Raw genomic sequence first — 22,857 nt, 5'->3', positions numbered from 1 at the left:
TAGAAGGGTTGGTGTGGGAGCTCCCCTGTTCGATGTTTGCTCAAGTTTTTCGACTGTGTACTTGCGAACTTGTCATTTCCTGAGGTGTTATCGGCCTCGCCCCCATTAGGCTTTGTTTCTTTTGTGAAACGGGCCATCCTTTCGGAAAGGGCATTGTTTTGATCAGTCAACCTTGGGGTTCCTGGGGAATTTGTGGCGTTTCCCATCAGAAATACAGGTCTGTTGACTGTCTAGGTTTAATGATAGCGACAAACAACAGACTGATACTGCTTTTCTGGTGGACTGTTGTCGTTTCACTTTACTTTCTAACGAAAAGGATAGTTTTGCATGGATTTTTCAATCGCCACACTGCTGTCTTTCTTTACAGATGACAAATTGGTTGCCGGTAAATTCCTCGAAAAGAAATTAGAGTGTCGCTCTGAGGAAGATACAGAACAACTCCAGATTATTCTTGATGCCCTGGAGCGCTCGAATATTTTGGTGAAGGAACGGGGCAAATACCGCCGGGTGCCGGAAGCGGATGTGGTCGAGGCAAAGCTACGGTGTTCGAGTAAGGGTTTTTGTTTTGCGATCCAGGATTCTGAGGATGCTGATGATATTTATATCCGGGAAAGTTATCTCAGCAATGCTTGGAATGGCGATCGCGTTTTAGTCAAAATCATCAAAGAAGGAACGCGGCGGCGATCGCCAGAGGGAGTAGTCCGTTTAATTTTAGAACGGGCCAATCCTTCCCTCCTAGCGCGGGTGGTCCAAAAAGACGAAGGCTTCCGGGCAGTGCCCCTTGACGATCGCCTTTTGTTTGAACTTGAACTCCAGGACGAAACAGATCGGCTCCAGCAGGCCATTGATCACCTCGTCCATGTTTCGGTGGTGCAATATCCCATTGCCCAGTACCTCCCCCAGGGGTCTGTCACCAAGGTGTTGGGGAGTGATGCCGAGGCTGCCGCTGACACCGATATTGTCTGTTGTAAACATGATTTACTGCGCCAATTTCCCGAGGAGGTTTTGGCTGCCGTTAAAGACATTCCCACAAAACTAACCAAAAAAATGCTCGCCAAGCGGCGGGATTTTCGCGACCAATTAACCATCACCATCGAGGATGAAATTCACCTCACCCCGGAGAGTCAAGCCTTTATTGAAAATGCATTTACGCTCCAAAAAACCGAAGCTGGCCAGTGGCAACTGGGCATTCATTTGGCGGATGTGGCAGAATTCGTTCCGGCCCAGGGTGTTTTGGATCGGTGGGCGAAAAAACACGGCACGGCAGTATTTCTCGGTCAAATGACCATTCCGCTATTTCCGCCAGAATTTAAGGAGAAAGTAGAGCTTCGTCCTGGGGCAGATCGCCTGACAATGTCCATTCTCCTCACCTTTGATGATCAGGGGAACGTGGCAGAATTTGAAATTACCCCCAGTGTGATCCGCGTTGACCAGAGCCTGAGTTACCAAAAGATTCAGCATCTCCTCAGTAGCGGAGAAACTGCAGAGGCTGAGTTGGCCGATGTGGCAACCCTGCTGAATGATTTAATTTTTAACCTCAGTCCTTTAGTCAAAGCCCAGCGCCTGCAACGGGGCGGTTTCCAGATTTCTCTACCCGAAGTAACTTCTGCCTTTAAGGATGAAGGGCGTTTTGGGACGATGATTGTTTCACCAAGTTTGCCGGTGCGGTCTCTCTTGGCAGAGGTGATGATCCTGGCGGGTCGAGCCGTAGCCCAACATATGCTGGCCCTAGAACTGCCAGCCATCTATTGCTACCAAGCGAATCCTGATTTTGAGAGCCTCGAAAATCTAATTAAGTTGGGCAATAATCTGAACCTGAAGCTCAAGCTCGAATCGGAAGAAGAGCTGTTACCCCACGATTATCAGCACTTTATCCAAGAGTTCAGCCAGACGGATATGACAAAGATCCTGAACTATCTGCTTCAGGAAACCCTGGATGTTCCCCGCTATGGTGCCCATCCCCACCCCCATTTTGGCTTGGCCTACCGGGACGGTTATAGCCGTGTCTGTGCGCCGGGACAACGCTATGGTGATTTGGTAATGCAGCGCATTTTAAAACTCATTTTCTCTGAGGGGCGCGATCGCCGTTCGAGTCGCGTCAAGGTTGGGGTTAACCTCGGCAGCAGCACTTGTCATAACCAGGTGAACTGGAAAGTGCTACCAACGCCGATCCAAACGGAATTAGAAGAAACCATTGCCAGCCTAATTTTGCAACTCAACGACCAAGAGAAGGTGGCCGATGACGCCGAAAAAGATCTTCAGGGACTCCAAAAGGCTGAAAAGATGAAAGCCCACACGGGGCACACTTTTAAGGGATTGATCACCGGGGTGCAGTCCTATGGTTTCTTTGTGGAAATCGAGGATCTGCTCGTGGAAGGTCTTGTCCATGTCAGCTCCCTCAAGGATGACTGGTACGAATATCGCGCCCGACACAGTTGTCTGGTGGGTCGGAAAAATCGCACTGCCTATCGCCTCGGCAATACCGTCGATGTGGAAGTGAAGAGTGTCGATTATTATCGGCAACAGATTGATCTGGCGATCGCCAAAAATACCAATTCAGACCCAGATGGCGCGGCTGCGGAAAATTGGGAAGAAGAATAATCACCCGTCTATGACTCAGCTGATGGGGGAAGCGTTAAATGCTTCCCTCTTTTTTTGTGACGATACGGCCCCCGGTGGCCTAGGCCTAGGGCATCCACTCCAGGAAAAAACCCACCTTACTTTCCTTTGCCGCACTCGAATTATGTTTTTGAATTTCCGTCGCCGCCCGCCAGTGGGATGTGAAGGCATAGCCGGCCCCTAGGGTCGTGATCCCCATTTCCTCTGGGGTCGCTAAGTTAACAAACTGTTGACTCAGGCTAATGGTCGAGGCCCCAGAGCGCGACAAATTAAGCTGCAACTTGGCGCCCACCTCTAGGCCTTCCCGTTCGTAATCTGGGCCAGAAAAGGATTGATAGCCGAGACTAGGGGCAATATTAAAGCGGTTGCCGAGGGGGAGTAAGTAATAGTTGGCACGGGCGGCCACCTGGGTGCGATCGCCACTAAACAGGGTATGACCTTCGGCACTGAGGGTCAGCGGAAAATCGGGTTTTACAAAAATATCTTCAACGCCGACACTGATGCCCCCCTGGCGATCATTGCTGGGAAATTGGGCGTACCCAAGCCGCCAGCGGGTCTGAAAACTCGGTTCGTGGCGAATGCTATGGAGCACATCGGGGATCCCTGCTTCGCTCCACCGTTGCAGTACGGGGCTATTGTCAAAGGTTTCTGGGGGCAAATCAAGTTGCTCTGGGGTGAGGGTTTGGGCTAGACCTAAAGGGGCAAAGGCGATCGCCAAACTACTGGCCAGCACAACGTTCTGTAATCCGTTTCTCAAGGTTAATGCTCCCCACCGCAACAAATATTTTTCCTATCCTAGACTATCCCGCAAACAGATCGAGGGGGAAATGGCCATAGGTACCAGCGAGTTCCGGTTCAGGGGATTGCAATGCCACTAAAACGCCCCGATACTGCCCCACATAGTCATCGAGGTAATGGCTCATTTTTTGGGTATTGAATTTTAAATACACTGGGTGATCGCCCCATTCGCCTGGATCAATGGCGATCGTTCCATCGTAGCCTAAACCCCGGAGATACTGCTGCACCGTTGTTGTGGCGACGGCAACGTTATCTGCGCAGATGCCAATATTTTCCCAGTCCGCCGCCTGACAAGCCAAACGCAAATTTTGCCGGAGGGTTTCTCGTTCGGCTTCTGATTCTCGGACGGGGGTAGTCACACAGCTTTTTTGCTGCAAAAGGGCGATCACCGCCGTCAACTCTGGGGAGATACTCATCGGTTATGTCACAAAATAGGCTCGGTTTAGCCTAGCAGACTCCCTGGGGCTAGATCCATTCTCCATCTTCGTCGGGGTCTACCCTAGGGGAAGCTTCCTCTTCGGAAGTGTAGGGGGGCGTCAAAATTCGATAGTCAGCATCATAGACAGTACCCGTTTCATCTGACGCTTTGGCAGGCTTTGCAGACGGTTTTGGGGCCGGTGGCTTTGGCATCGCAGCCTCTGGGCCGGGACTAGGACGGGGACGCTGGGGTTTCGGTTGGGGGCGAATCTGGGGTCCTCCTTCACCCGCCTGGGGCGGCTGGGGACGGGTCGACTGTTTGGGGGGTGATTCAATGTCCCAAGTTTCTTCATCCTGGGTTTCTAGTTCCTTGTCAGTCCAGTCATAATTAGCGCGGCTCCGTTCCCAATCGGAACGACCAGTGCGGCGATCGGGCTGGCGAGGGGGACGTTGTTTCAGGCGTTCAAGGCGAGGATTCGGGCGATCGCCCCGATTATTAGGACTAGGATTTGTCCCTTTTAAAAAAAGCTGCAAGAGCAAACTCAGGAGCAATCCAAGCAAGACCGCTGCGATAAACCAAATGCTGAGGGGCAACTGCCAGGGAACGGTGCGATTAAATAAAACAAGACCCAGCGCTTGACTATTTTGCAGCAGCAGAACTGCTCCACCCCCAAAGCAGAGTAGCAACAACAATAACAGTGGCGACCTAGACTCCATAAACAAGCAACGGCGATCGCCTAGGGCGTTTCCGGATTTTCGGTGGGAGACTGGGCCGGAGTTGTCGTGCCAGTGCGTGCTAAAGCCTCGTCCACTTGGGCTAAGAGATCTTTAAGCACCTGTTCATCTGGATATAACTCCACTAACCGTTGCAGATGGGGACGCGCCCCTGCTAAATCCCCCAGGGCTAAACGGGCTTGTACCAAACCTTGCAGCGCATTTGTATTGTCTGGCTCCCGTTCTAAAACGGCTAGAAATCCGGCTTCTTGTTGCTTCAGTTGAGCTTCTTGATCCGCCTGGGGATTCCGAGCCACTTCGGTTGTTGGTTGTCGCACGCTATTAATGATGCCCCCGATCACTGGCACCATCGCAGTTCCCGCAAAGGAGCCCGCACCAATAATCAGGATCACTTTTGTCCAAAATTTCTGTTTCTTTTGTTTGCCTGTGGTGGCCTTATCAGAGAAAAGAGGCATGGGTTGAGGGGGATGACTTAAAAATCCTATCTATTTTAGCCCATGGCCATGGGAGTTCTAGAAAATGGGATTTAATGGGAAAGGCTGCCATTTCCCGAAGTTTTTTAACCCTTGTTCTATGTCTGCTTCTAAGTCTCCAGCCCCTTTATTGGCCTACTTCACCGCTTTTTTTTACATTCTCTTTAGCCTCATTCCCGATAGCCATAGCATGATGGTGGCCTGGTCATGGGTGTTTGTGTGGCAGGTGGGTCTGTTCTGTCCTTTGTTGTGGTTTTTGGTGCAGCTATGGGATAACCGCCGCCTCTATCTGTTGGGCAACGGGTTTGATCAGGGTCTAATTGCAATTTTAATCAGCTTGGGGATTTCCACCCTGGGGGCAGAATTTCCCCAGCAAGCCCGCTGGCAAGCCTGGGCCTGTTTAGGGTTTATCGCCGCGCTCTACCCCATTAGTCGTTGGCTGAATAGTGTGACTGGTCGTTATCGATTATTTTTGGGACAAGGATATTTAAGTTTGGCCTTCGTTGCTTTTAGTTTGGCGCTGTGGCTGAGTCGGACATTTTTGCCGGAAATTGAGCGGCTCCGGGATTTGGGCGTTGATGGGGCGGTGCAACAGTTTGATTTTTCGTTGCTGGAACTGCGTAACTGGGCTCCCTTGGGTCACCAAAATTATGTGGCCGGTTATCTCATTCTTTGTTTACCGACCCTCCTGGGCTTGGCGATTTTACATCGGGATTGGCGGCGCTGGCTTTGGCTGACGGGGGTGGTGATTGGGGCGGTAGATCTCTATACCACGAGCTCTCGGGGGGGGTGGCTTGGGTTGGCGATCGCCTCGGTGGTGGCCTTTGGGTTTGCCTGGGGATTTAGTCAGATTCGCAAATTTTATTTACTGCTAGCGGGGATTATTTCCACGGGAGTTTTAGGGATTTTTGTGCTGACCAATAACCGCCTCTACAATCTCGTGGTGCCGATTTTGCAGGGAGAATTTGGGGAATTAAATTACCGTTGGGTCAATGCCCAGGTGGGTGGGGCCACGGGCCTCGACCATTGGTGGACGGGGGCTGGTTTAGGAAATGCATTCCTGTTGTATCAAAACTACCGCCCAATCACAGCGGGTCGCCTCTCGGAAATTATCTACCAACTCCACAGTACCCCGGTGCAACTCTGGGCCGAAATGGGCATCTGGGGCTTGGGCCTATTCTTTGGCTCCATTGTTTTTCTGGGGGGAATCCTCTGGCGACTGCGGGGCCGTGTTAAAGCGATGGCACGGGAAGATCGTATTTTATTGGGCAGCATTTACACTGGGCTAGTTGGCTATTGGGCCTTGAGTTGGAGCGATTATCAACTGGATAATGTGGCCATTAGCGGCATTATTACAATTCTGGTTGCCCTGCTCGCGGCGATCGCCCGTCAAGATCAACCCCAAATATCTCTCCCGTCCCAACCAAACCCAGAAAAATTTTTAGGAAAACCCCGTCTCGTCGCCCTTGGTCTAGTGGGGATTTACGGTGCCGTTGCCATCTGGTTAGCGCCGATCCAAGCCGCCTGGGAGCGATCCAGCACCGGATTTTTAGCATTGCGCCAGGAAACCCCCGATTATGACCGTTTTGTGGAAAATTTGACCGCCGCCCATGACCTCGCTCCCTGGGAGCCTTACTATTCCTATCAGTTGGGCTGGAATCTCGGTGAATTAGCTCTCCAGACCACAGACTTAGAACAACGGCAACGCTATCTCCAGGAGGCGATCCAATGGTTTGACCAGGGCAACCAAGCATCTCCCTACCGGGAATTTGGCCGCAGCAACGTGGCCTGGCTCCACATCGCCAACAATGAACCCAATCTAGCAACGGCGGAATTTTACCAATCGGCCCAGCTTGTGCCCGCGAAACGAGGCATTTTCTACGGGTTGGGGTTAAGTTTGTTGGCCCAGGACAAAACAGATCTTGCGGTCGAGGCGATCGCCTTAGAAATTCTCCGGGATCCCCCATTTATCACCAGTCCCATTTGGCGAGACGGGGGCTTGGGAGAGCTTTATCCAGCGGTGGTGGCGCGGGTGATGGGTCACTACGAACAGCTACTGGCGCAATATCCCGATGATCCGTTGTTACATCGCTGTCGGGGTGGCATCGCCTGGTGGATTGGGGATTTTGCCCTGGCCGAAACGGAATTTCGCCAGTATTTCGACGCCACGGCCCTCAGTTTACTCCCCGGTCGGGAAGCCCTAGGTCAGGAAGCGGCGATCGCCCTGTTGCAAGCCACCTGGGAAAACCCAGAAAAACGCCTAGAACTCCTAGAGGAAGCCTGGGCTAAGGTTTCGCCCCAACAGCCCCTCACCGACCAACAACGGCAAGAATTTTTAGCCACCATGGCCAATAGTCCAGATTTTGCCACTTGGATCCGCGTCGGTGCCCCAGTTCTCCAGTACCGTCGCCAGCGCAGTGGATTTAATGTGAACAGTCGCCACATTGATGGGGACAATCCCACGGATTTTTGGACGGTGAGCGAAAACCTCGCAATTAACACCTGGTTCGGCGAATTTTTCCCGTCCGTTGTCTATGAACCTAGTTTTGACTTGCAATTACAACCCCTCAGGGACAGTCTTTATGCCGCTTTTGAAACAAACGCTAACCCCTAAAAATTGAGCCAATTACTCAGGCCAGCGGGCAACGGCAAGAAAATCAACGCCACAAAAACCAGGGTAAACATCCCCAACAGGTCGCGACGATTGTCCAAATCCGTCACATCGTTAAGGGCGGGCTGGTTCGCGATGGGCATCAGCAGGGCGAAAATCGCCAGAAAGAGAAAATTCGGCTGCACAAAGGCGATCGCAATCATACAAATCCTTGTCACCTGAGCAATAATGCTCGCCGTCCGTTGACCGAAAACGGCGTGGGTCATCAAACCACCATCCAATTGACCGATGGGCAAGAGTTGCAAGCCCCCCAACATCAGGGCCATATAACCGGCGATCGCCACCGGGTGTAAATCCAGGGCCATATCCGGGGTGAACTGATTTCCTAGGGCCAAACGGCTCATCAGTCCTAGGAGGAGGGAAAACCTTGGATTAAACTCATTAAAGGCCAACAGCGTTGATTCCTCTGGCAAGGGCACCACTTGGGACAGACCCAGGCCCACCCACAAACACGGCAGGGTCAGGAGCATCCCCACCCAAGAGCCTGCCACCGCAAAATCAAATAGGGCTTGGCGATGGGGAATGGGTGATTTCCGCTGGGTATAGGCCCCCAGGGTACCGATAAAAAAGGGAATCGGGACGAAATAGGGGAGCGTCGTTTTAATTTTGTAATAGGCCGCCGCACCGTAATGGCCCAGTTCATGGCAACCGAGAATTGCGACTAACAGCAGACCATAGGGTAAGCCCTGCCAAAGCATGCTCGGGTTCTGTTGGATCACCTCCGGAGCCACTCCCTGCAATTCCAAACCCATCACGGTGGTGGTAAATAAAGTAATTAACACCAAGGCGATCGCCAAATCTGGGCGCGTTAGGGGTTCCTCTTTGGTTTGGGATTGTTGGGCTGCTTTCCAAGGGTTGGGAACAAGGGCAAAAAACGGTTGCCCCCGCAGACTTTCTTGGAAGACCACAATAAAGCGATCGCCAAAGAGCTGTTCGATATTATCCCGAATCGTTTGGTAGGCTTCCTGGGGGACCGCCCGCAGTTTGCCCCGACAGAGGATCGCCTGGGGATAGTAGTCAATATTCTGAAGATAATAAACTCCCCAGGGAAAACAATCCCGGAGTGCTTTTTCCTCCTTGGTACTGATCGGGCGGAGCTTAGAGCCTTCCTTTTTCAGGGCAGCAGCTTGGTCTAATTTTTCTAAATCTAGGCTTGGGGTCTGGGGCGTGGCCGGTGGAGGGCTGGGATCAGCAGATTCGTCCGGTTTAGGTTTACCCCAGTCCAACAAACTCCAATACATAAACGGCGAAAGGATCAACAGTGGCAACATCAGCAACAAGGGCATCGGCTGGGTTGCCCCAAAAATTAAAATCCAGACTAGCCAGGCGGAAGCAGGCAACATCATCACCAGCCAGAGTAAGCTTAATGGTGCTTTATTTTCTGGTGGTACAGTGCGGCGGATGAGGGCGTAGGTCAACACCCCCATAACGAAGAAAAGCAGCCAAACTTCCATGAACTTTCAATTGAATCCTTACTAGAAAATGTGTGGCACAAGCAAAATAATTGCCCCTGCTTTGTGGCGATCGCCCCTAGAGAGAAAATTGTCGAAACCTCACCCCAATGCAACAATGGTAGCGACTGTTTAAAATTTCAACATGAGTAGGGACTCCCCCCGTGCAGACTCCCCCCAAACCGCCCCGCAAACTTTTTGAAGACATCTACGCCTTTGCCCCCAATCGAGAAACCCTCGGTGGCACAGCCTACTTTATCGCAAAAGCCGGTGGTGGTCTGTTGGTTGATTGTCCCCCTTGGCACCCAGAGACCCTCAACTTTTTGCAGGCCCAGGGCGGCGTCAAAACCCTCTACATCACCCAGCGGGCCGCCATCAGTAACCAAGTCGCGAAAATTCAACAGGCCCTCGGTTGTGCGATTGTGATCCAAGAGCAAGAAGCCTACCTGATGCCAGAAGCCGACGTGACGCCCTTTCGGGATGATTGGCAGGGTGGTGATTTTCGCGGCATTTGGACCCCCGGATTTTCCCCTGGTGCTTCCTGTCTCTATTATGGCCAATGGGGAGGCTGTCTGTTCACGGGGCGGCATCTCCTCCCCAACCAAAAGGGTGAAATTCTCGCCCTGCGCACCGCCAAAACCTTCCACTGGGGCCGCCAACTCAAAGGCATCGAAAAGTTAATCGAAACGTTTAAAAATCAGCCCCTAGAATATCTGCTGCCCGCTGCGAATACGGGTTTTCTCCGGGGGACAGGTTATCTAGCGGGGGCCTACCCCAAGTTACAACAGGCGATCGCCCTATCCCAGGCCCAACCCCTTGTCCATCTCTAAAGCGGACGATCTCAGTGAAATCGACCAAGGGGCGATCGCCCTCTGCTGGTGGCTCCCATCTCAGGCAATGCGACTATATAATAAAGGCTATGTGGGAAATCATTGCTCGGCCTCACCCAACGGTCATCAAGGTCTGCCCCTGATTTTTCCCCAGTTTTTTTCCTGTTCATCCCCCAAAACATTAGCATCGAGCTTCCATGGTTCAATCAACTACCTCCTATCAACACCTTTCTAGCCAAGCCGTCCCCTACAGCTATTCCATGGGTGGGACGGTGGTGCCGATGGTTGTCGAACAATCTGGCATGGGAGAACGGGCCTTCGATATTTACTCCCGTCTCCTGCGGGAACGGATTGTGTTCCTCGGTACCGCCATTGATGACACCGTTGCTGACTCTGTGGTGGCCCAGTTGCTCTTTTTAGACGCTGAGGATGCCGACAAAGACATCCAACTCTACATCAACTCCCCCGGTGGTTCTGTTTACGCAGGAATGGCGATTTACGACACCATGCAACAGATTCGCCCCAATGTGGTGACCATTTGCTACGGCATCGCTGCCAGTATGGGCGCTTTTCTCCTATCAGGGGGCACCAAGGGTAAGCGGATGGCCCTGCCCAGTTCTCGGATTATGATTCACCAACCCCTCGGTGGTGCCCAAGGCCAAGCGGTGGATATCGAGATTCAAGCTAAGGAAATCCTCTACATCAAAGATAAATTAAATACGTTGATCGCCGATCATACGGGTCAACCCTTTGATAAGGTGGCAGAAGATACCGAGCGGGACTTCTATATGTCCGCCGAAGAGGCTTGCCAGTATGGTTTGATCGACCAAGTGATCGCCCCGAACGCCGCTTAACCCCATCGCTCACGTTATCCAGAGGCCCTACTCCAAAACCCATGTCTAAATACGACTCCCATCTCAAATGTTCCTTTTGTGGTAAGTCCCAAGAACAGGTTAGAAAGCTCATTGCTGGGCCAGGGGTCTATATTTGTGACGAATGTGTCGAGCTGTGTAATGAAATCCTCGATGAGGAGCTGATGGAAAATGCAGCGGGCATGGGGATGGGGCGATCGCCTGAAAAAAATCCCCCCAAGGCTCCCCCCGAAAAAATCAACTTTGAAGACATTCCCAAACCCAGGGAAATTAAGCATTACCTCGATGAACATGTCATCGGCCAGGATGAAGCGAAAAAAGTCCTTTCCGTGGCTGTCTACAACCATTACAAGCGCCTGAGTTTGATGGAAGATGACGACGCTGATCCCGTCGCCGATGGCATCGAACTTCACAAATCCAATATTCTTTTGATCGGGCCAACGGGCTGTGGTAAAACCCTCCTCGCCCAGACCCTCGCGAAGATCCTTGATGTGCCCTTTGCCGTCGCCGATGCCACGACCCTCACCGAGGCGGGCTATGTGGGCGAAGATGTCGAAAATATTTTGCTGCGCCTCTTGCAGGTGGCCGATCTCGATGTGGCCGAAGCCCAGCGGGGGATTATCTACATTGACGAAATCGATAAAATTGCCCGCAAAAGTGAAAACCCCTCCATTACCCGTGATGTGTCCGGGGAAGGGGTACAACAGGCCCTGTTGAAAATGCTGGAGGGTACCGTCGCCAACGTGCCCCCCCAGGGAGGCCGAAAGCACCCGTACCAAGATTGCATTCAAATTGATACCCGCAATATTTTATTTATTTGTGGTGGAGCCTTTGTCGGTCTCGATAAGGTGATTGAGCGGCGGGTCGGCAAAAAAAGTATGGGCTTTGTGCGGCCCGGGGAAGAGGGCAGTGCCAAGGAACAACGTACCGCTGAATTGCTCCAGCATCTTTCTCCGGAGGATCTCGTTAAGTACGGGATGATTCCAGAGTTTATCGGGCGGATTCCGGTGATTGCGTCCCTCAGTCCCCTCGATGAGGAAGCGCTAGTTGAAATTTTGACCCAGCCGAAAAATGCCCTCGTCAAGCAATACAAAAAACTCCTGAAGATGGACAGTGTGCAGTTGGAGTTTGAACCCACGGCCATCCGGGCGATCGCCCAGGAAGCTTACCGCCGCAAAACCGGGGCCAGGGCGCTACGGGGCATTGTCGAAGAATTAATGCTCGATGTGATGTACGAACTGCCTTCCCGTAAGGATGTCAACCGCTGCACGATTACACCGGAAATGGTCGAAAAACGTTCTACGGCTGAACTCCTACTCCATCCGTCCTCCTTACCCAAACCAGAATCTGCTTAGGGCCAATGGCGATCGCCCAGGTGCAGGGAGTCCCCCACTATTACGAATGGATTTGTCGCGGGGGCTGCGATCTTCCCAAACCAGTGATGTTATTTGTCCACGGTTGGGGCGGGTCGAGCCATTATTGGCGCAGCACTGCCACGGCCTTCAGTGAATCTTTCCACTGTCTGATCTATGACCTGCGGGGCTTTGGTCGTTCTGAGCTCCCTGTCGATTACAGTGGTGACTATGCCCTAGACGATTATGCTCTGGATCTAGAAGTACTGCTGCGGCAGTTAGACATCAACAGCCCAATTATTCTCAATGCCCATTCCATGGGGGCTTCCATCGGGGCAATTTTTGCGGCGCAGTTTCCCCAACGCCTAGACCGGGCCATTTTGAACTGCAACGGGATTTTTGAATATGATGCCCGCGCCTTTGGGACGTTTCAGAAAATTGCTGGCACCATTGTGCGCTTACGGTTTCCGTGGTTGCGTCAGGTACCGGGGCTGGATCGGTTGGCGATCGCCCGTTTTTTACAGCAACCAATTGCGCCCACAGAGCGGCGGCAATTCCTGGAGGATTTTTTGAGCGCTGATAATCGCGCTGCCGCTGGCACCCTGCTGGCCTCGGTGAATGAAATGATGGTGACCCGCTTGCCCCAGGCATTTCGCAATATCCAATGTCCGACCCTGTTCCTCGCCGGGGAAAAAGATCAAATCATTCCGGCGGCCATGGCCAAAAGGGCGATCGCCTTAAACCCAAACTTTCGATACATTGAAATTCCCCAGGTGGGACACTTCCCCATGCTCGAAAATCCCCACCTCTACCAGGCCGAAATCCAGCAATTTCTCAGGGACAAATTTCCCGGATAGTATTTATTCTTGGGATCCCTCAAAGAATGATACGCTCTAACAGAACCTCAAAAATTGACGAGAAAATTCTGATGCGTATTTTGTTTGTTTCTGCCGAGGCTGCTCCCATCGCTAAAGCTGGAGGTATGGGAGATGTGGTGGGATCACTGCCCAAAGTTTTACGGCAGTTAGGACATGACGCGAGAATTTTCTTACCCTATTACGGCTTTCTCAACGACAAACTGGACATCCCTGCGGAACCCGTGTGGTGGGGCAGTGCAATGTTCAATACGTTTGCCGTGTATGAAACCGTATTACCCAATACCGATGTCCCCCTTTATCTGTTTGGCCATCCCGCCTTCGATGGACGACATATCTATGGTGGGCAGGACGAATTTTGGCGCTTTACCTTTTTTGCCAATGGGGCCGCTGAATTTATGTGGAACCACTGGAAACCGCAGATTGCCCACTGTCACGACTGGCACACGGGTATGATTCCGGTGTGGATGCACCAATCGCCGGATATCAGTACGGTATTTACGATCCACAACTTGGCTTACCAGGGGCCTTGGCGGGGTTTCTTGGAGCGCAACACTTGGTGCCCTTGGTACATGGACGGTGATAATGTAATGGCCTCGGCGCTGATGTTCGCCGATCAAGTGAACACCGTATCTCCCACCTATGCCCGACAGATCCAAACCAAAGTCTATGGTGAAAAATTAGAGGGTTTATTGTCTTGGATCAGTGGCAAAAGTCGCGGCATTGTGAATGGTATTGATGTGGAACTATATAACCCTTCTAACGACCAAGCCCTGGTAAAACAATTTTCTACCACCAATCTTGAAGATCGGGCCGCCAACAAAGTGATCATCCAAGAAGAAACGGGGCTAGAGGTCAACTCCAAGGCTTTTTTGATGGCAATGGTCACCCGCTTAGTGGAACAAAAGGGAATTGATCTGCTGCTGAATATCCTGGAGCAGTTTATGGCCTACACCGACGCCCAGCTCATTATTCTCGGCACTGGCGATCGCCACTACGAAACCCAACTCTGGCAGACTGCCTACCGCTTTAAGGGGCGGATGTCTGTGCAACTGCTCTATAACGATGCCCTCTCCCGCCGCATCTATGCTGGATCTGATGTCTTTTTGATGCCGTCACGCTTTGAGCCCTGTGGCATTAGTCAAATGATGGCGATGCGCTACGGTTCTGTGCCCATTGTGCGCCGTACTGGGGGCTTGGTGGATACGGTTTCTTTCCATGATCCGATTCACCAAACCGGGACAGGCTTTAGTTTTGACCGCTACGAACCGCTGGATATGTACACCTGCATGGTGCGGGCCTGGGAAAGTTTCCGCTACAAAAAAGACTGGGCTGAACTACAAAGACGAGGCATGAGCCATGACTTTAGTTGGTACAAATCCGCCGGGGAGTATCTCAAGATGTATCGCCAAAGCATTAAAGAAGCTCCGGAATTAACGACCGATGAAGCCGAAAAAATCACCTATTTAGTGAAAAAACACGCCATTTAAAAATGACTTTAAAAACCTTGGAATAAATCTTTCAGCCAAGTCATCGCTTGGTTACGGTTTATTTTTACTTCTAATAACCTTACTCCCCTGGGTGGCAAAGTAGCACAGGTTTGCATCAGGTCAGCTTTGGTTTGGATCGCCTGATATGCAATGCCATATAAATCGCATACTTTAGAAAATTCAACGGTTTGGGGCGTCGCAAAATAATCCTCAAAAATATCTTTTTCTTCGGCGATGGGTAACATTGCAAAGATGCCGCCGCCTTGGTTATTGATCACAATAATCGTCAGGGAGCCGGTAAATTTTGATAATATCAAAAAGCCATTGATATCGTGGAGGAGAGCGAGATCCCCCGTGAGTAGCACAGCAGGCGAATGATTCTCTGCAATGCCTAAAGCCGTTGACAGGGTACCATCAATGCCATTGGCCCCCCGGTTAAAGTAAGGCAAAATTTGTTGATCATTCAACTGCCAGAAAAATTCGGCATAGCGCACCACCATGCTATTGGCAAAGAAAATAGCTGTTTCCTCTGGTAACGCTCTGGCTAAACAGTAGGCGATCGCCGCTTCGTTGAGATTTTGTTCTGCCTGGAAAACTGCGGCTAATTTGGCGCGAATTTTTGCATCTTGGGTCTGCCATAGATCCAAGTAGGGCAAACCTTTTTCGTTGTCGGGAAAGATCCCCAAATACTTCATGGTACGAAGATTAACGGCGAGATATTGGTGGGGACGATGGAGGGGGTCAAAATTATCGGCCCGCTCACTCAAGATATAGGTTTGAATCTGCTGCTTTTCGAGCCAGGCCCGCAAAATTTTACTGGTGGGTAAAGCGCCAATTTGAATCACAATTTCTGGTTTGAGGGTTTCTGCTAGGTTTTGATCCCGCAAAATAAAATCGTAGGTGATGACTAAACCCTGGGGAAAATAATGGGCATAATTCCGCACGGGGGAGAGGGCTTCGGTTAAAACTGGAAAACTCAAATAACCCGACAACTGGGCGATCGCCTGACAATATACATCGGGATCATCGGGCTGATTCACCCCAGCAATAATTAGCCCCCGGGCATAATTTTTCCAAGCTTCCGTGGGCAAAATATCCGCAGAAAATTCTGCCTTTTCCAGGGGCTGAATCCCGGCAAAAAAATCCGCTTTGATCACATCTTTGAGGTGCGTCACTGAGCCATCGGCAATGGGGGCAAGGGGATCTCGAAACGGACAATTGAGATGCACGACTCCTTTCTGGGGAAACTGCGATCGCCGCCAAGCTTGCACCATAGTTTGCCGGGCATAGCGCAACATTTCAACGGTGCCCAGGGGCGTCGCCATTTCACTAAACCACTGGGCAAAATTTCCAAATAACTTGATCTGGTCAATGGTTTGCCCTGAATGGCAATCCCGCAATTCTGGGGGGCGATCGCCTGTGAGGATAATTAAAGGCACCGCACTCTGGTAGGCTTCGATCACCGCCGGATAGAAATTGGCTCCCGCTGTCCCCGACGTACAGACCAGCACCGTCGGTAAACCAGAACTTTTCGCTAAACCCAGGGCAAAAAACGCCGCCGAGCGTTCATCTAAAATCGGGATCGCTTTAATCTGGGGGTGACGGGCCAGGGCAACGGTGAGGGGCGTAGAGCGGGATCCAGGACAAATCACTGCCGATTGCAAACCTAGGCGCGCGAGGGTTTCTACCATCACACCCGCCCAGAGACTATTAAGATTACTAAAATCTAGACCCATACCTTTCGTGTTGAATTATGCTCCCAGATCAACCAGGGTACAATTAAAGCACTGATTTTCAGTCTTTTGGCATGATTTTTACCCTCTGGTTTTTCTCCCCAGGCATACCTCGAACTTGAGTCCGAAAGCACAATTCGCCATGAGTATCGCCAGGGATTGGTTTATGCGATGGCCGGTGGTAGTGATGACCATAGTCGCATTGCCATTAATTTTTTAACGGCGCTTAATTTGCATCTCCGGGATGGCCCATGCCGATTTTTTGCGGGGGACGTAAAAGTTAATTATCGAGACCAGTTTTTTTATTATCCTGATGCTTTTGTCACCTGCGACCCCAGGGATCAACAAAATCGCTATGTAAAACAATTTCCCAAGTTAATCCTTGAGGTTTTATCTCTAGCCACAGAGAACTTTGACCGCGCAGAAAAATTCCAAGATTATCAACGGATTACGACCTTAGAAGAGTATGTTTTGATTTCCCAAACGCAACAGGAAGTAGAGGTCTGGCGGCGATCACCCCAGGGTTGGACGAGTCAAATTTACCGGACGATTGATCCGGTCAAGCTCACCAGCATCAACCTTGAAATGCCTATATCAGAACTGTATCGGGGCACCAGTCTCGAAAGCCGCATTTAAGATGCCGTCGGATTTTTGGCGCGGGCTTCGAGATCTTCGAGGGTTTGCAAAACCAACCGCTTTGCTTCTAGTTGCCAGCCCCAGCGTTGAATTTGGATGGCAGCGGGTAGGGCGATCGCCGGGGCGAGGAAATCGAGGGGCTGCTGGAGAGAAATGCCGAACAGTAAACCCAAACCCGCAATGCCCCAAAAAGGTAAAGCGACTGTCTGTCGATTTTCCAGTACCATTTTTCCGAAAAATCCCTGGGGCATCTGGGCCAAGAGTTCATCCTTAATTTGCTGCTGTTGTCGAGGATTCAACATAAACGCAAATTTGCGGCGCAACTTTTCAATCTTGCGGGCGTCGGTACTGTATTCTGTCAGTTCATTTTCCGCCATCTGAATCAATTTCTCTAGCTGAGCCATGGTGCTTTGGGCCTCTCTCTTTAAAAATCTCTGTTTATTGTGGCATTCCCTGGGATTTTCTCCCCGGCCCCCAAAAGGCGATCGCCGTTACTATTCAGCTTCGTTTATCATCAACCCCTAATTTTTTCATCATTCCGACGGTTTTTTCTACCGCTGTTTCGATAAAAATTTGCTATTGTAAAGAAAGTTTAAGTAAGTTATCCAAATTTATAAACAAGTCTACAAATCACCAATAAATGTGTGACGCAGACAACAAAACCACAAAAGTAAATCATGCTAAAGATAGAGCATTGACCGAAAAGCACCATGAGTATCCCAGGCTTGTTCCAGAGAACCGCTGCCCGTTTTCAAACTATGAACTCTCCCACCGCAAGACGTCTCCGTTTGACGCTATTTTGTGACTTCGATGGGCCATTGGTCGATGTTTCGGAGCGATACTATGGTACGTACCAAGCCGCTCTCCAGCATACGCAACAGATTTACGCCCAACAGGGCATCGCCATTCCCCTCAAATACCTCGGCAAGGACCAATTTTGGCAAATGAAGCGCCAACGGGTCAGTGATATCGAAATTGCAATGCAGTCCGGACTCCAGGAAGAGCAAATTGCCTTTTTCCTCGACCATGTCCGCACCATCGTCAACGATGAAGCCCTACTCCACCTCGACAAAATGCAGGGGGGCGTGAACTGGTCTTTGGCCTTACTCCATTCCTACGGGGTGAAATTGGTACTGGTGACGCTCCGGGAAGAACAGCAGGTGCGGAAAATGCTCGATCAATATGGCCTAAAACGTCTATTTAGTGGGATTTACGGTAGCGACGATCGCCACACGGCCTATGTGAATAATGTGGATGTGAAAACTGCCCTCCTTAAGGAGGCGATCGCCGAACAAGGAGAACTAAGCGATCAATGGCTCATGGTGGGCGATACCGAAGCAGATATTATCGCCGCAAAAAATATGAACATTCCGGCGATCGCCGTGACCTGTGGCATTCGCGATACGGCCTACCTCAAAACCTATCAGCCCGATCATTATTGCAATGATCTTCTCTCTGTGGCCCATTTTCTGGCGGAGCGCTATGGTCACTCTCCCAAGCCCCAGGGCCATCACTACTGCCTATCGAGCATTCTCACGTAATCCCACCAACGCACCAGAGGCGTACAAAGGAGCGGTGCCCAGAGGCTACTTAAAATTGCCGTTGCGAGACCGATCCGTTGCAGTTCACCCCAGAGCATCCCTGGGGAACCCAACCCCCACAGCAGATATTGAAATGCCATAATCACTTCTGCGGCTAGGGTCATCACGAAGACCAGTAGCGCCAGAATAATAGAGTCTTCCTGGAGATAGCGTTGTTGTCGCCAGCGGGAAACAAAATAGGCGACCAGCACAAAGCCTGGAAGGTGGGAGGGCAAAGCACTCACCATTAAGCTGTCATGGATCCAAGCAGCGGCGATCGCCCCCAGGAGTGCGTAAATCATCTCCCGCTTCACACTCCAAGCAATCACCCACATCAAAAGCCACTGGGGACTGAAACCGAGGATTGTCATCCCAGGAATGCGGAGTAACAAAAGCTGGCTACACAGCAGCAGCGAGCCAATGCTCACCAAACCATTCATCCAGGGCAGTGCCCCTCTAGGGAGTTTGCGAAACATCTTGCTCCGGTTGCAGCTCAAAATTTAAGGGCTTCTGCTCAAAAGGTGCCACCAATACCCATTCCAACGACCCCAGCGGTACCGTCAACTCCACCGTCGCGATGGGGGCTGGCCCCGCATTAAAATCAATTGCGGCAATGCGACCAATGGGGAGACCTGGGGCGTACAGGGTGCTCAGGTTTGAGGTGGTGACCATATCGCCCACCTTGACGTCTGGAACTTTCTCATAGAAGACCATCTGGGCCTGTTGGGGATCATTTTGGCCCCGGAGATAGCCCTGGAAACGACTCCGGGACAACATCACACCCACTTGTTGGTTGAGGTCACTCACCAAAGCAACGCGACTACTGTGGGGGGTAACTTGTACCACCCTGCCCACAAGTCCACCGATGCCGGTCACAGTGTCTCCGACCTTGATCCCGGCTTGGCTCCCCTGGCCGATAATAATTTGCTGCCACCAAGCATCGGCACTTCGACCAATGACCGGAGCGGCGATCGCCTCTGTCTGGAGCGTTTGTCGATAATCCAATAAATCTTGTAGCTGTTGGTTCTGGGCTTCGAGTTCCTCGACTCGATTTTGCAGTTCCCGCAGCTTACTATTCTGGAGCAAAATTTCCGTTTCAGCGGCGGTGAGATTGCCCTGACGCCGGAAGAAAAGCCCATAAAATTCCTGAATTGCGCCCCCCTGGGTCTGGCGCAAAAATAAAGCAGCCGAAAGGCCAACCCCAATAAAAATTAAGGTCATCCCATAGCGTTGCCACCAACGGCGGAACATTAACATTCACTCAAGAAAACGATGTAATCCATCCTAGGCTATTCGTAGCGAGTATGGCTCTTAAAGACCCGCTCCATATCCTTATCTTTAAAGTTTTCCAAAACACGACCTGTACCCAAAGCAACACAGCTTTCAGCATTGGCCGCCACGTGGGTAACGATGCCTGTTTCGTGGCTAATCAGGGTATCGAGTCCCTTGAGCAGGGCGCCCCCCCCGGCCAGCATAATTCCCCGGTCAATAATATCAGCAGCCAATTCCGGTGGAATTCGTTCTAGGGTGCGCTTCACGGCTTCAACGATGATCGAAAGCGGTTCAGACATACTTTCACGGATTTCAGGGGCCTTGATGGTGACGGTGCGGGGTAATCCGGAAAGTAAATGTAAGCCACGCACTTCCATGATCGGCTCTTCTTCGTCGGTGGGATAGGCAGATCCCAGTTGAATTTTGATATCCTCGGCGGTGCGTTCCCCAATGACCAAATTGTGGACTTTTTTCATGTAGAGCATAATCGAGTCGCTGAGTTCATCCCCCGCAACCCGTACCGATTCGCTCAGAACAGTGCCCTGTAAACTTAAAACGGCCACTTCTGTGGTGCCGCCACCAATATCAATAATCATGTTACCGGTGGGTTCAGAAACGGGTAGCCCTGCGCCAATGGCAGCGGCAACGGGTTCATCGATGAGATAAACATCGCTGGCCCCGGCTTCTTTGGCTGCTTCTTCGACGGCCCGCCGTTCTACCCCTGTAACCCCACTGGGAATCCCGATCACCATCCGGGGCCGAATCAGGGGATTGCGGTTATCGTGAACGCGTTTAATGAAATGCTTCAGCATTGCCTCAGCGGTGTCAAAGTCTGCAATCACCCCATCCCGAAGGGGGCGAATGGCAATCACATTGTCAGGGGTGCGCCCTAACATTCGCTTTGCTTCTAGGCCAACCGCCAGGACTTCTTGGTTATTTTTGTTGATGGCCACAACAGACGGTTCCTGGAGGACAATCCCTTTACCAGAGACGTATACAAGGGTGTTGGCGGTACCGAGATCGATACCCATGTCCCGTGAAAATGAAAAGCGACTAAATAAACCCACTTGTACGCTGACCCCTTATCTGCTGTGTGTTGAGCTGGTTTTGAACCTTGAACACATTTACATGATTTACATCGATGTATTGTGTCGGCGGATCTTTAGCGAAAAATTATAACTTTTGGATTTTATTATGTTTGTTCACCGGCGTCTAGCGTCTATGGATAGCTCCCGTGGGGATCAAGAGATCAAGGCGATCGCCTATTTGTCGCCAATTTTACAGGGCATTTTATTCGCCATGACTAATCTTGCCAGAAGGGGACTTCGGGGGGCTGATTCATCTCTTCGAGGGTTTTCCAGCCCGCTTCCCATAGTCGTTGATCTTTGAGTTGTTTGGCATTGATCCAAAATCGGGTGTCAGGGTCACAGGAGGATACTAATTCGGCAAACACCCATTTCCCTTCATTGCGGCGGTTCATCACCTGGAAATGTCGCCAACCGAAAGTCTTTTGGGTGGCGGTCCATTTAGACCCAAGGAGATGGGGAAAGCGTTGTTTTTGTTTCTTCGCCATGGCTGAATTGATGCTCGATCACACCCTAAAATCGGGGTCGTTTATTCTAGCTTAGTGGGACGCGCTTTTCGGATCAAAGGCGTCTCGGAGGCCATCGCCAAGGTAATTTAAACTGAGCACCGTCAAAAAAATCGCTAAGCCTGGAAATAGCGCCATGTGGGGAGCTGTGGTCACGAAATTTTGGGCATCATACAGCATCCGTCCCCAAGTCGGAATATCCGGTGGAAAACCCAAACCAAGAAAGCTGAGGGTTGATTCGGTGATGATCGCGTTACTCACGGATAGGGTAGCGGCGACGGCAATGAGACTGACCAGATTCGGCAAAAGATGTGTCCTGAGGGTGCGGAGGGGATTGGCCCCCATGGCCTGGGCCGCGGTCACAAATTCTCGGTTTTTGAGGGTTAAGCATTGGGCGCGGACTAACCGGGCGATCGCCATCCAATTCAGACTGCCGATCACCAACACTACCAGGAGAAAAGTGCCCCATTCTGCCCCGGCGATCGCCCGGAGGGATTCCCGAAACAGATAGACCACCAGGAGTAACACCGGCAGTTGGGGGAGGGATAGAAATAGATCCGTCAAACGCATCAACAATTGATCGAGCCAGCCACCATAAAAGCCGGCGATCGCCCCAATCACAGTCCCTAAACTAATCGCTACGGCCATCGCAGCCAGCCCGACCGTCAGAGAAACTTTGCCCCCAAACAACACCCGCGCCAATTGATCCTGTCCGAGGTCATCGGTGCCAAAGGGGTGTTCCCAGCTTGGTGCAAGGGCACTTCTGGCAAAGTCAATACCATCAATGGGGGTCTGGTAAATCAGCGGTAGGCCAAAAACCAACAAGGCGATCGCCCCCAGGACAATCCCCCCAAGTACCGCCAAACGATTGCGGCAAAACCGTTGCCAACTGCGCGTCTTATTCCACATCCTCGTTATCGTAATAGAAAGGACGCACCCGGGACGTGAACCCAGACGCCTTAAATTTTTTCAGTTGGAGGGGTTCCGGCTGATTGGCGGCGACCGATACCGGGATCTGAAACTCACTAATGCCCGGTGGTACTTCTAAAATGGTGCCCACACGACCACGATTCTCAAAGGTCGGCGAACCATTGGCATCATAAATTCGCCCAAACACATCCGCATCAACAATATATTTACCCGATGTGTTTTTCGCTTTGCCTTTAATCATGAAACAGTTTGCATCTTCATTGGAGCCGCTGGTCACAATTCCCTGCATCTCTGCGGGACAGCGCTCATAGCTCAAGTCAGACAACTGAATCGGCGTGAGGGCCAAGGCCTGGCTGAAGGGAAATAACCCCAAACAAAGCCATAAACATCCCGCGAGAAAGCTTACGATGATGCTGCGTCGTTCCATGGATTTCCCTCAATGTCGAAAATTTCCTCTAGCATAACAATTCTATTTTTTTCCCAAGACTTCCGCTAGATTACAGTTCCCATCTGGCGCATCCGATGGCGGAAA

The 22,857-nt window shown here is 51.3% G+C and carries 23 protein-coding genes and 1 pseudogene; 11 read left to right on the top strand and 13 right to left on the bottom strand.

What is annotated here, in order from left to right:
* Positions 1-327: 327 nt before the first annotated feature.
* Complete coding sequence (locus AWQ22_RS07950; RefSeq protein ID WP_065710736.1) at positions 328-2,601, top strand: ribonuclease R family protein; 2,274 nt, start codon at positions 328-330, stop codon at positions 2,599-2,601.
* Between the two features lie 85 nt (positions 2,602-2,686).
* On the opposite strand, the gene AWQ22_RS07945 is transcribed toward AWQ22_RS07950, so the two are convergent.
* Genes AWQ22_RS07945 through AWQ22_RS07930 form a run of 4 tightly spaced genes read right to left on the bottom strand, consistent with a single transcriptional unit; the run spans position 2,687 to position 5,024 of the window.
* On the bottom strand, positions 2,687-3,376 hold the full coding sequence (locus AWQ22_RS07945) for a hypothetical protein (protein ID WP_232321321.1): 690 nt from the start codon (positions 3,374-3,376) through the stop codon (positions 2,687-2,689).
* A gap of 43 nt (positions 3,377-3,419) precedes the next feature.
* Entirely contained in the window at positions 3,420-3,833 is a 414-nt protein-coding gene (locus AWQ22_RS07940) for a DUF1824 family protein (protein ID WP_065710734.1), read from the bottom strand.
* 49 nt (positions 3,834-3,882) lie between these two features.
* Positions 3,883-4,551 carry a hypothetical protein gene (locus AWQ22_RS07935; RefSeq protein WP_065710733.1) on the bottom strand — a complete coding sequence of 223 codons (669 nt, stop codon included), beginning with the start codon at positions 4,549-4,551 and terminating at the stop codon, positions 3,883-3,885.
* 20 nt (positions 4,552-4,571) lie between these two features.
* Complete coding sequence (locus tag AWQ22_RS07930) at positions 4,572-5,024, bottom strand: M48 family metallopeptidase (RefSeq protein WP_065710732.1); 453 nt, start codon at positions 5,022-5,024, stop codon at positions 4,572-4,574.
* 118 nt (positions 5,025-5,142) lie between these two features.
* On the opposite strand from AWQ22_RS07930, the gene AWQ22_RS07925 reads away from it, so the two are divergent.
* Positions 5,143-7,656, top strand: a complete 2,514-nt coding sequence (locus AWQ22_RS07925; protein ID WP_232321320.1) for an O-antigen ligase family protein — start codon at positions 5,143-5,145, stop codon at positions 7,654-7,656.
* Here AWQ22_RS07925 and AWQ22_RS07920 read toward each other — a convergent pair.
* On the bottom strand, positions 7,653-9,167 hold the full coding sequence (locus AWQ22_RS07920) for a site-2 protease family protein (protein ID WP_065710730.1): 1,515 nt from the start codon (positions 9,165-9,167) through the stop codon (positions 7,653-7,655). The two genes, AWQ22_RS07925 and AWQ22_RS07920, sit on opposite strands and share 4 nt — an antisense overlap.
* Before the next feature lie 161 nt (positions 9,168-9,328).
* Here AWQ22_RS07920 and AWQ22_RS07915 point away from each other — a divergent pair, with 161 nt between their 5' ends.
* From AWQ22_RS07915 to glgA, 6 genes are all read left to right on the top strand, one after another.
* The gene (locus AWQ22_RS07915; RefSeq protein ID WP_065710729.1) at positions 9,329-9,994 is read left to right on the top strand and encodes an MBL fold metallo-hydrolase; all 666 of its coding nucleotides are present in this window, start codon (positions 9,329-9,331) and stop codon (positions 9,992-9,994) included.
* Positions 9,981-10,229, top strand: a complete 249-nt coding sequence (locus AWQ22_RS16940) for a hypothetical protein (protein WP_198166477.1) — start codon at positions 9,981-9,983, stop codon at positions 10,227-10,229. Before AWQ22_RS07915 ends, AWQ22_RS16940 begins: the two co-directional genes overlap by 14 nt.
* Positions 10,192-10,848 carry an ATP-dependent Clp endopeptidase proteolytic subunit ClpP gene (gene clpP, locus AWQ22_RS07910; RefSeq protein WP_030008130.1) on the top strand — a complete coding sequence of 219 codons (657 nt, stop codon included), beginning with the start codon at positions 10,192-10,194 and terminating at the stop codon, positions 10,846-10,848. Before AWQ22_RS16940 ends, clpP begins: the two co-directional genes overlap by 38 nt.
* 41 nt (positions 10,849-10,889) lie before the next feature.
* Positions 10,890-12,221, top strand: coding sequence for an ATP-dependent protease ATP-binding subunit ClpX (clpX, locus tag AWQ22_RS07905; protein WP_012307148.1), 1,332 nt, complete (start codon positions 10,890-10,892; stop codon positions 12,219-12,221).
* Between the two features lie 5 nt (positions 12,222-12,226).
* Positions 12,227-13,075 (top strand): alpha/beta fold hydrolase, encoded by an 849-nt coding sequence (locus AWQ22_RS07900; RefSeq protein WP_065710728.1) that lies wholly within the window; start codon positions 12,227-12,229, stop codon positions 13,073-13,075.
* Positions 13,076-13,146: 71 nt separating this feature from the next.
* Positions 13,147-14,583 carry a glycogen synthase GlgA gene (glgA, locus tag AWQ22_RS07895; RefSeq protein ID WP_030008132.1) on the top strand — a complete coding sequence of 479 codons (1,437 nt, stop codon included), beginning with the start codon at positions 13,147-13,149 and terminating at the stop codon, positions 14,581-14,583.
* An 8-nt stretch (positions 14,584-14,591) separates the two neighbouring features.
* Here the strand turns inward: glgA and menD are convergent, their stop codons facing one another.
* Entirely contained in the window at positions 14,592-16,319 is a 1,728-nt protein-coding gene (gene menD, locus AWQ22_RS07890; RefSeq protein ID WP_065710727.1) for a 2-succinyl-5-enolpyruvyl-6-hydroxy-3-cyclohexene-1-carboxylic-acid synthase, read from the bottom strand.
* Between the two features lie 111 nt (positions 16,320-16,430).
* On the opposite strand from menD, the pseudogene AWQ22_RS07885 reads away from it, so the two are divergent.
* Positions 16,431-16,952, top strand: a pseudogene (locus tag AWQ22_RS07885) (Uma2 family endonuclease); the annotation flags it as partial.
* Here AWQ22_RS07885 and AWQ22_RS07880 read toward each other — a convergent pair.
* The gene (locus AWQ22_RS07880) at positions 16,949-17,356 is read right to left on the bottom strand and encodes a hypothetical protein (protein WP_065710726.1); all 408 of its coding nucleotides are present in this window, start codon (positions 17,354-17,356) and stop codon (positions 16,949-16,951) included. The pseudogene AWQ22_RS07885 and the gene AWQ22_RS07880 sit on opposite strands and share 4 nt — an antisense overlap.
* On the opposite strand from AWQ22_RS07880, the gene AWQ22_RS17275 reads away from it, so the two are divergent.
* Together AWQ22_RS17275 and AWQ22_RS07875 are read left to right on the top strand one after the other, a co-directional pair.
* Positions 17,355-17,477 carry a hypothetical protein gene (locus tag AWQ22_RS17275; protein WP_257784295.1) on the top strand — a complete coding sequence of 41 codons (123 nt, stop codon included), beginning with the start codon at positions 17,355-17,357 and terminating at the stop codon, positions 17,475-17,477. The two genes, AWQ22_RS07880 and AWQ22_RS17275, sit on opposite strands and share 2 nt — an antisense overlap.
* Before the next feature lie 185 nt (positions 17,478-17,662).
* The gene (locus AWQ22_RS07875) at positions 17,663-18,493 is read left to right on the top strand and encodes an HAD family hydrolase (RefSeq protein WP_099237296.1); all 831 of its coding nucleotides are present in this window, start codon (positions 17,663-17,665) and stop codon (positions 18,491-18,493) included.
* Here AWQ22_RS07875 and mreD read toward each other — a convergent pair.
* From mreD to AWQ22_RS07845, 6 genes are all read right to left on the bottom strand, one after another.
* A complete protein-coding gene (gene mreD / locus AWQ22_RS07870) occupies positions 18,466-19,008 on the bottom strand; it encodes a rod shape-determining protein MreD (protein ID WP_065710725.1) in 543 nt (180 codons plus the stop codon). The two genes, AWQ22_RS07875 and mreD, sit on opposite strands and share 28 nt — an antisense overlap.
* Positions 18,989-19,789 (bottom strand): rod shape-determining protein MreC, encoded by an 801-nt coding sequence (mreC, locus tag AWQ22_RS07865; RefSeq protein WP_062434141.1) that lies wholly within the window; start codon positions 19,787-19,789, stop codon positions 18,989-18,991. Before mreC ends, mreD begins: the two co-directional genes overlap by 20 nt.
* A 32-nt stretch (positions 19,790-19,821) precedes the next feature.
* Positions 19,822-20,871, bottom strand: coding sequence for a rod shape-determining protein (locus AWQ22_RS07860; RefSeq protein ID WP_012307139.1), 1,050 nt, complete (start codon positions 20,869-20,871; stop codon positions 19,822-19,824).
* Between the two features lie 236 nt (positions 20,872-21,107).
* A complete protein-coding gene (locus AWQ22_RS07855; protein ID WP_030008139.1) occupies positions 21,108-21,377 on the bottom strand; it encodes a TIGR02450 family Trp-rich protein in 270 nt (89 codons plus the stop codon).
* Between the two features lie 51 nt (positions 21,378-21,428).
* Entirely contained in the window at positions 21,429-22,304 is an 876-nt protein-coding gene (locus tag AWQ22_RS07850; protein ID WP_065710724.1) for an ABC transporter permease, read from the bottom strand.
* The gene (locus AWQ22_RS07845) at positions 22,294-22,752 is read right to left on the bottom strand and encodes a hypothetical protein (RefSeq protein WP_012307136.1); all 459 of its coding nucleotides are present in this window, start codon (positions 22,750-22,752) and stop codon (positions 22,294-22,296) included. Before AWQ22_RS07845 ends, AWQ22_RS07850 begins: the two co-directional genes overlap by 11 nt.
* Between the last annotated feature and the right edge of the window lie 105 nt (positions 22,753-22,857).

The sequence above is a fragment of the Picosynechococcus sp. PCC 7117 genome (assembly GCF_001693275.1).
GTDB lineage: Bacteria > Cyanobacteriota > Cyanobacteriia > Cyanobacteriales > MRBY01 > MRBY01.
Note: the sequence above shows the minus strand (reverse complement) of the source record. Positions and strands in the feature narration are given on the sequence as shown.

Bases quoted from the DNA above. Each gene is read 5' to 3' on its own strand.
- glgA (WP_030008132.1), top strand. From the start codon at position 13,147: ATGCGTATTTTGTTTGTTTCTGCCGAGGCTGCTCCCATCGCTAAAGCT.
- AWQ22_RS17275 (WP_257784295.1), top strand. From the start codon at position 17,355: ATGGTGCTTTGGGCCTCTCTCTTTAAAAATCTCTGTTTATTGTGGCAT.
- clpX (WP_012307148.1), top strand. From the start codon at position 10,890: ATGTCTAAATACGACTCCCATCTCAAATGTTCCTTTTGTGGTAAGTCC.
- mreC (WP_062434141.1), bottom strand. From the start codon at position 19,789: ATGTTAATGTTCCGCCGTTGGTGGCAACGCTATGGGATGACCTTAATT.
- AWQ22_RS07940 (WP_065710734.1), bottom strand. From the start codon at position 3,833: ATGAGTATCTCCCCAGAGTTGACGGCGGTGATCGCCCTTTTGCAGCAA.
- AWQ22_RS07875 (WP_099237296.1), top strand. From the start codon at position 17,663: ATGAGTATCCCAGGCTTGTTCCAGAGAACCGCTGCCCGTTTTCAAACT.
- AWQ22_RS07850 (WP_065710724.1), bottom strand. From the start codon at position 22,304: ATGTGGAATAAGACGCGCAGTTGGCAACGGTTTTGCCGCAATCGTTTG.
- menD (WP_065710727.1), bottom strand. From the start codon at position 16,319: ATGGGTCTAGATTTTAGTAATCTTAATAGTCTCTGGGCGGGTGTGATG.
- clpP (WP_030008130.1), top strand. From the start codon at position 10,192: ATGGTTCAATCAACTACCTCCTATCAACACCTTTCTAGCCAAGCCGTC.
- mreD (WP_065710725.1), bottom strand. From the start codon at position 19,008: ATGTTTCGCAAACTCCCTAGAGGGGCACTGCCCTGGATGAATGGTTTG.
- AWQ22_RS07925 (WP_232321320.1), top strand. From the start codon at position 5,143: ATGTCTGCTTCTAAGTCTCCAGCCCCTTTATTGGCCTACTTCACCGCT.
- AWQ22_RS07930 (WP_065710732.1), bottom strand. From the start codon at position 5,024: ATGCCTCTTTTCTCTGATAAGGCCACCACAGGCAAACAAAAGAAACAG.
- AWQ22_RS07855 (WP_030008139.1), bottom strand. From the start codon at position 21,377: ATGGCGAAGAAACAAAAACAACGCTTTCCCCATCTCCTTGGGTCTAAA.
- AWQ22_RS07920 (WP_065710730.1), bottom strand. From the start codon at position 9,167: ATGGAAGTTTGGCTGCTTTTCTTCGTTATGGGGGTGTTGACCTACGCC.
- AWQ22_RS07900 (WP_065710728.1), top strand. From the start codon at position 12,227: ATGGCGATCGCCCAGGTGCAGGGAGTCCCCCACTATTACGAATGGATT.
- AWQ22_RS07935 (WP_065710733.1), bottom strand. From the start codon at position 4,551: ATGGAGTCTAGGTCGCCACTGTTATTGTTGTTGCTACTCTGCTTTGGG.
- AWQ22_RS07950 (WP_065710736.1), top strand. From the start codon at position 328: ATGGATTTTTCAATCGCCACACTGCTGTCTTTCTTTACAGATGACAAA.
- AWQ22_RS07880 (WP_065710726.1), bottom strand. From the start codon at position 17,356: ATGGCTCAGCTAGAGAAATTGATTCAGATGGCGGAAAATGAACTGACA.
- AWQ22_RS07845 (WP_012307136.1), bottom strand. From the start codon at position 22,752: ATGGAACGACGCAGCATCATCGTAAGCTTTCTCGCGGGATGTTTATGG.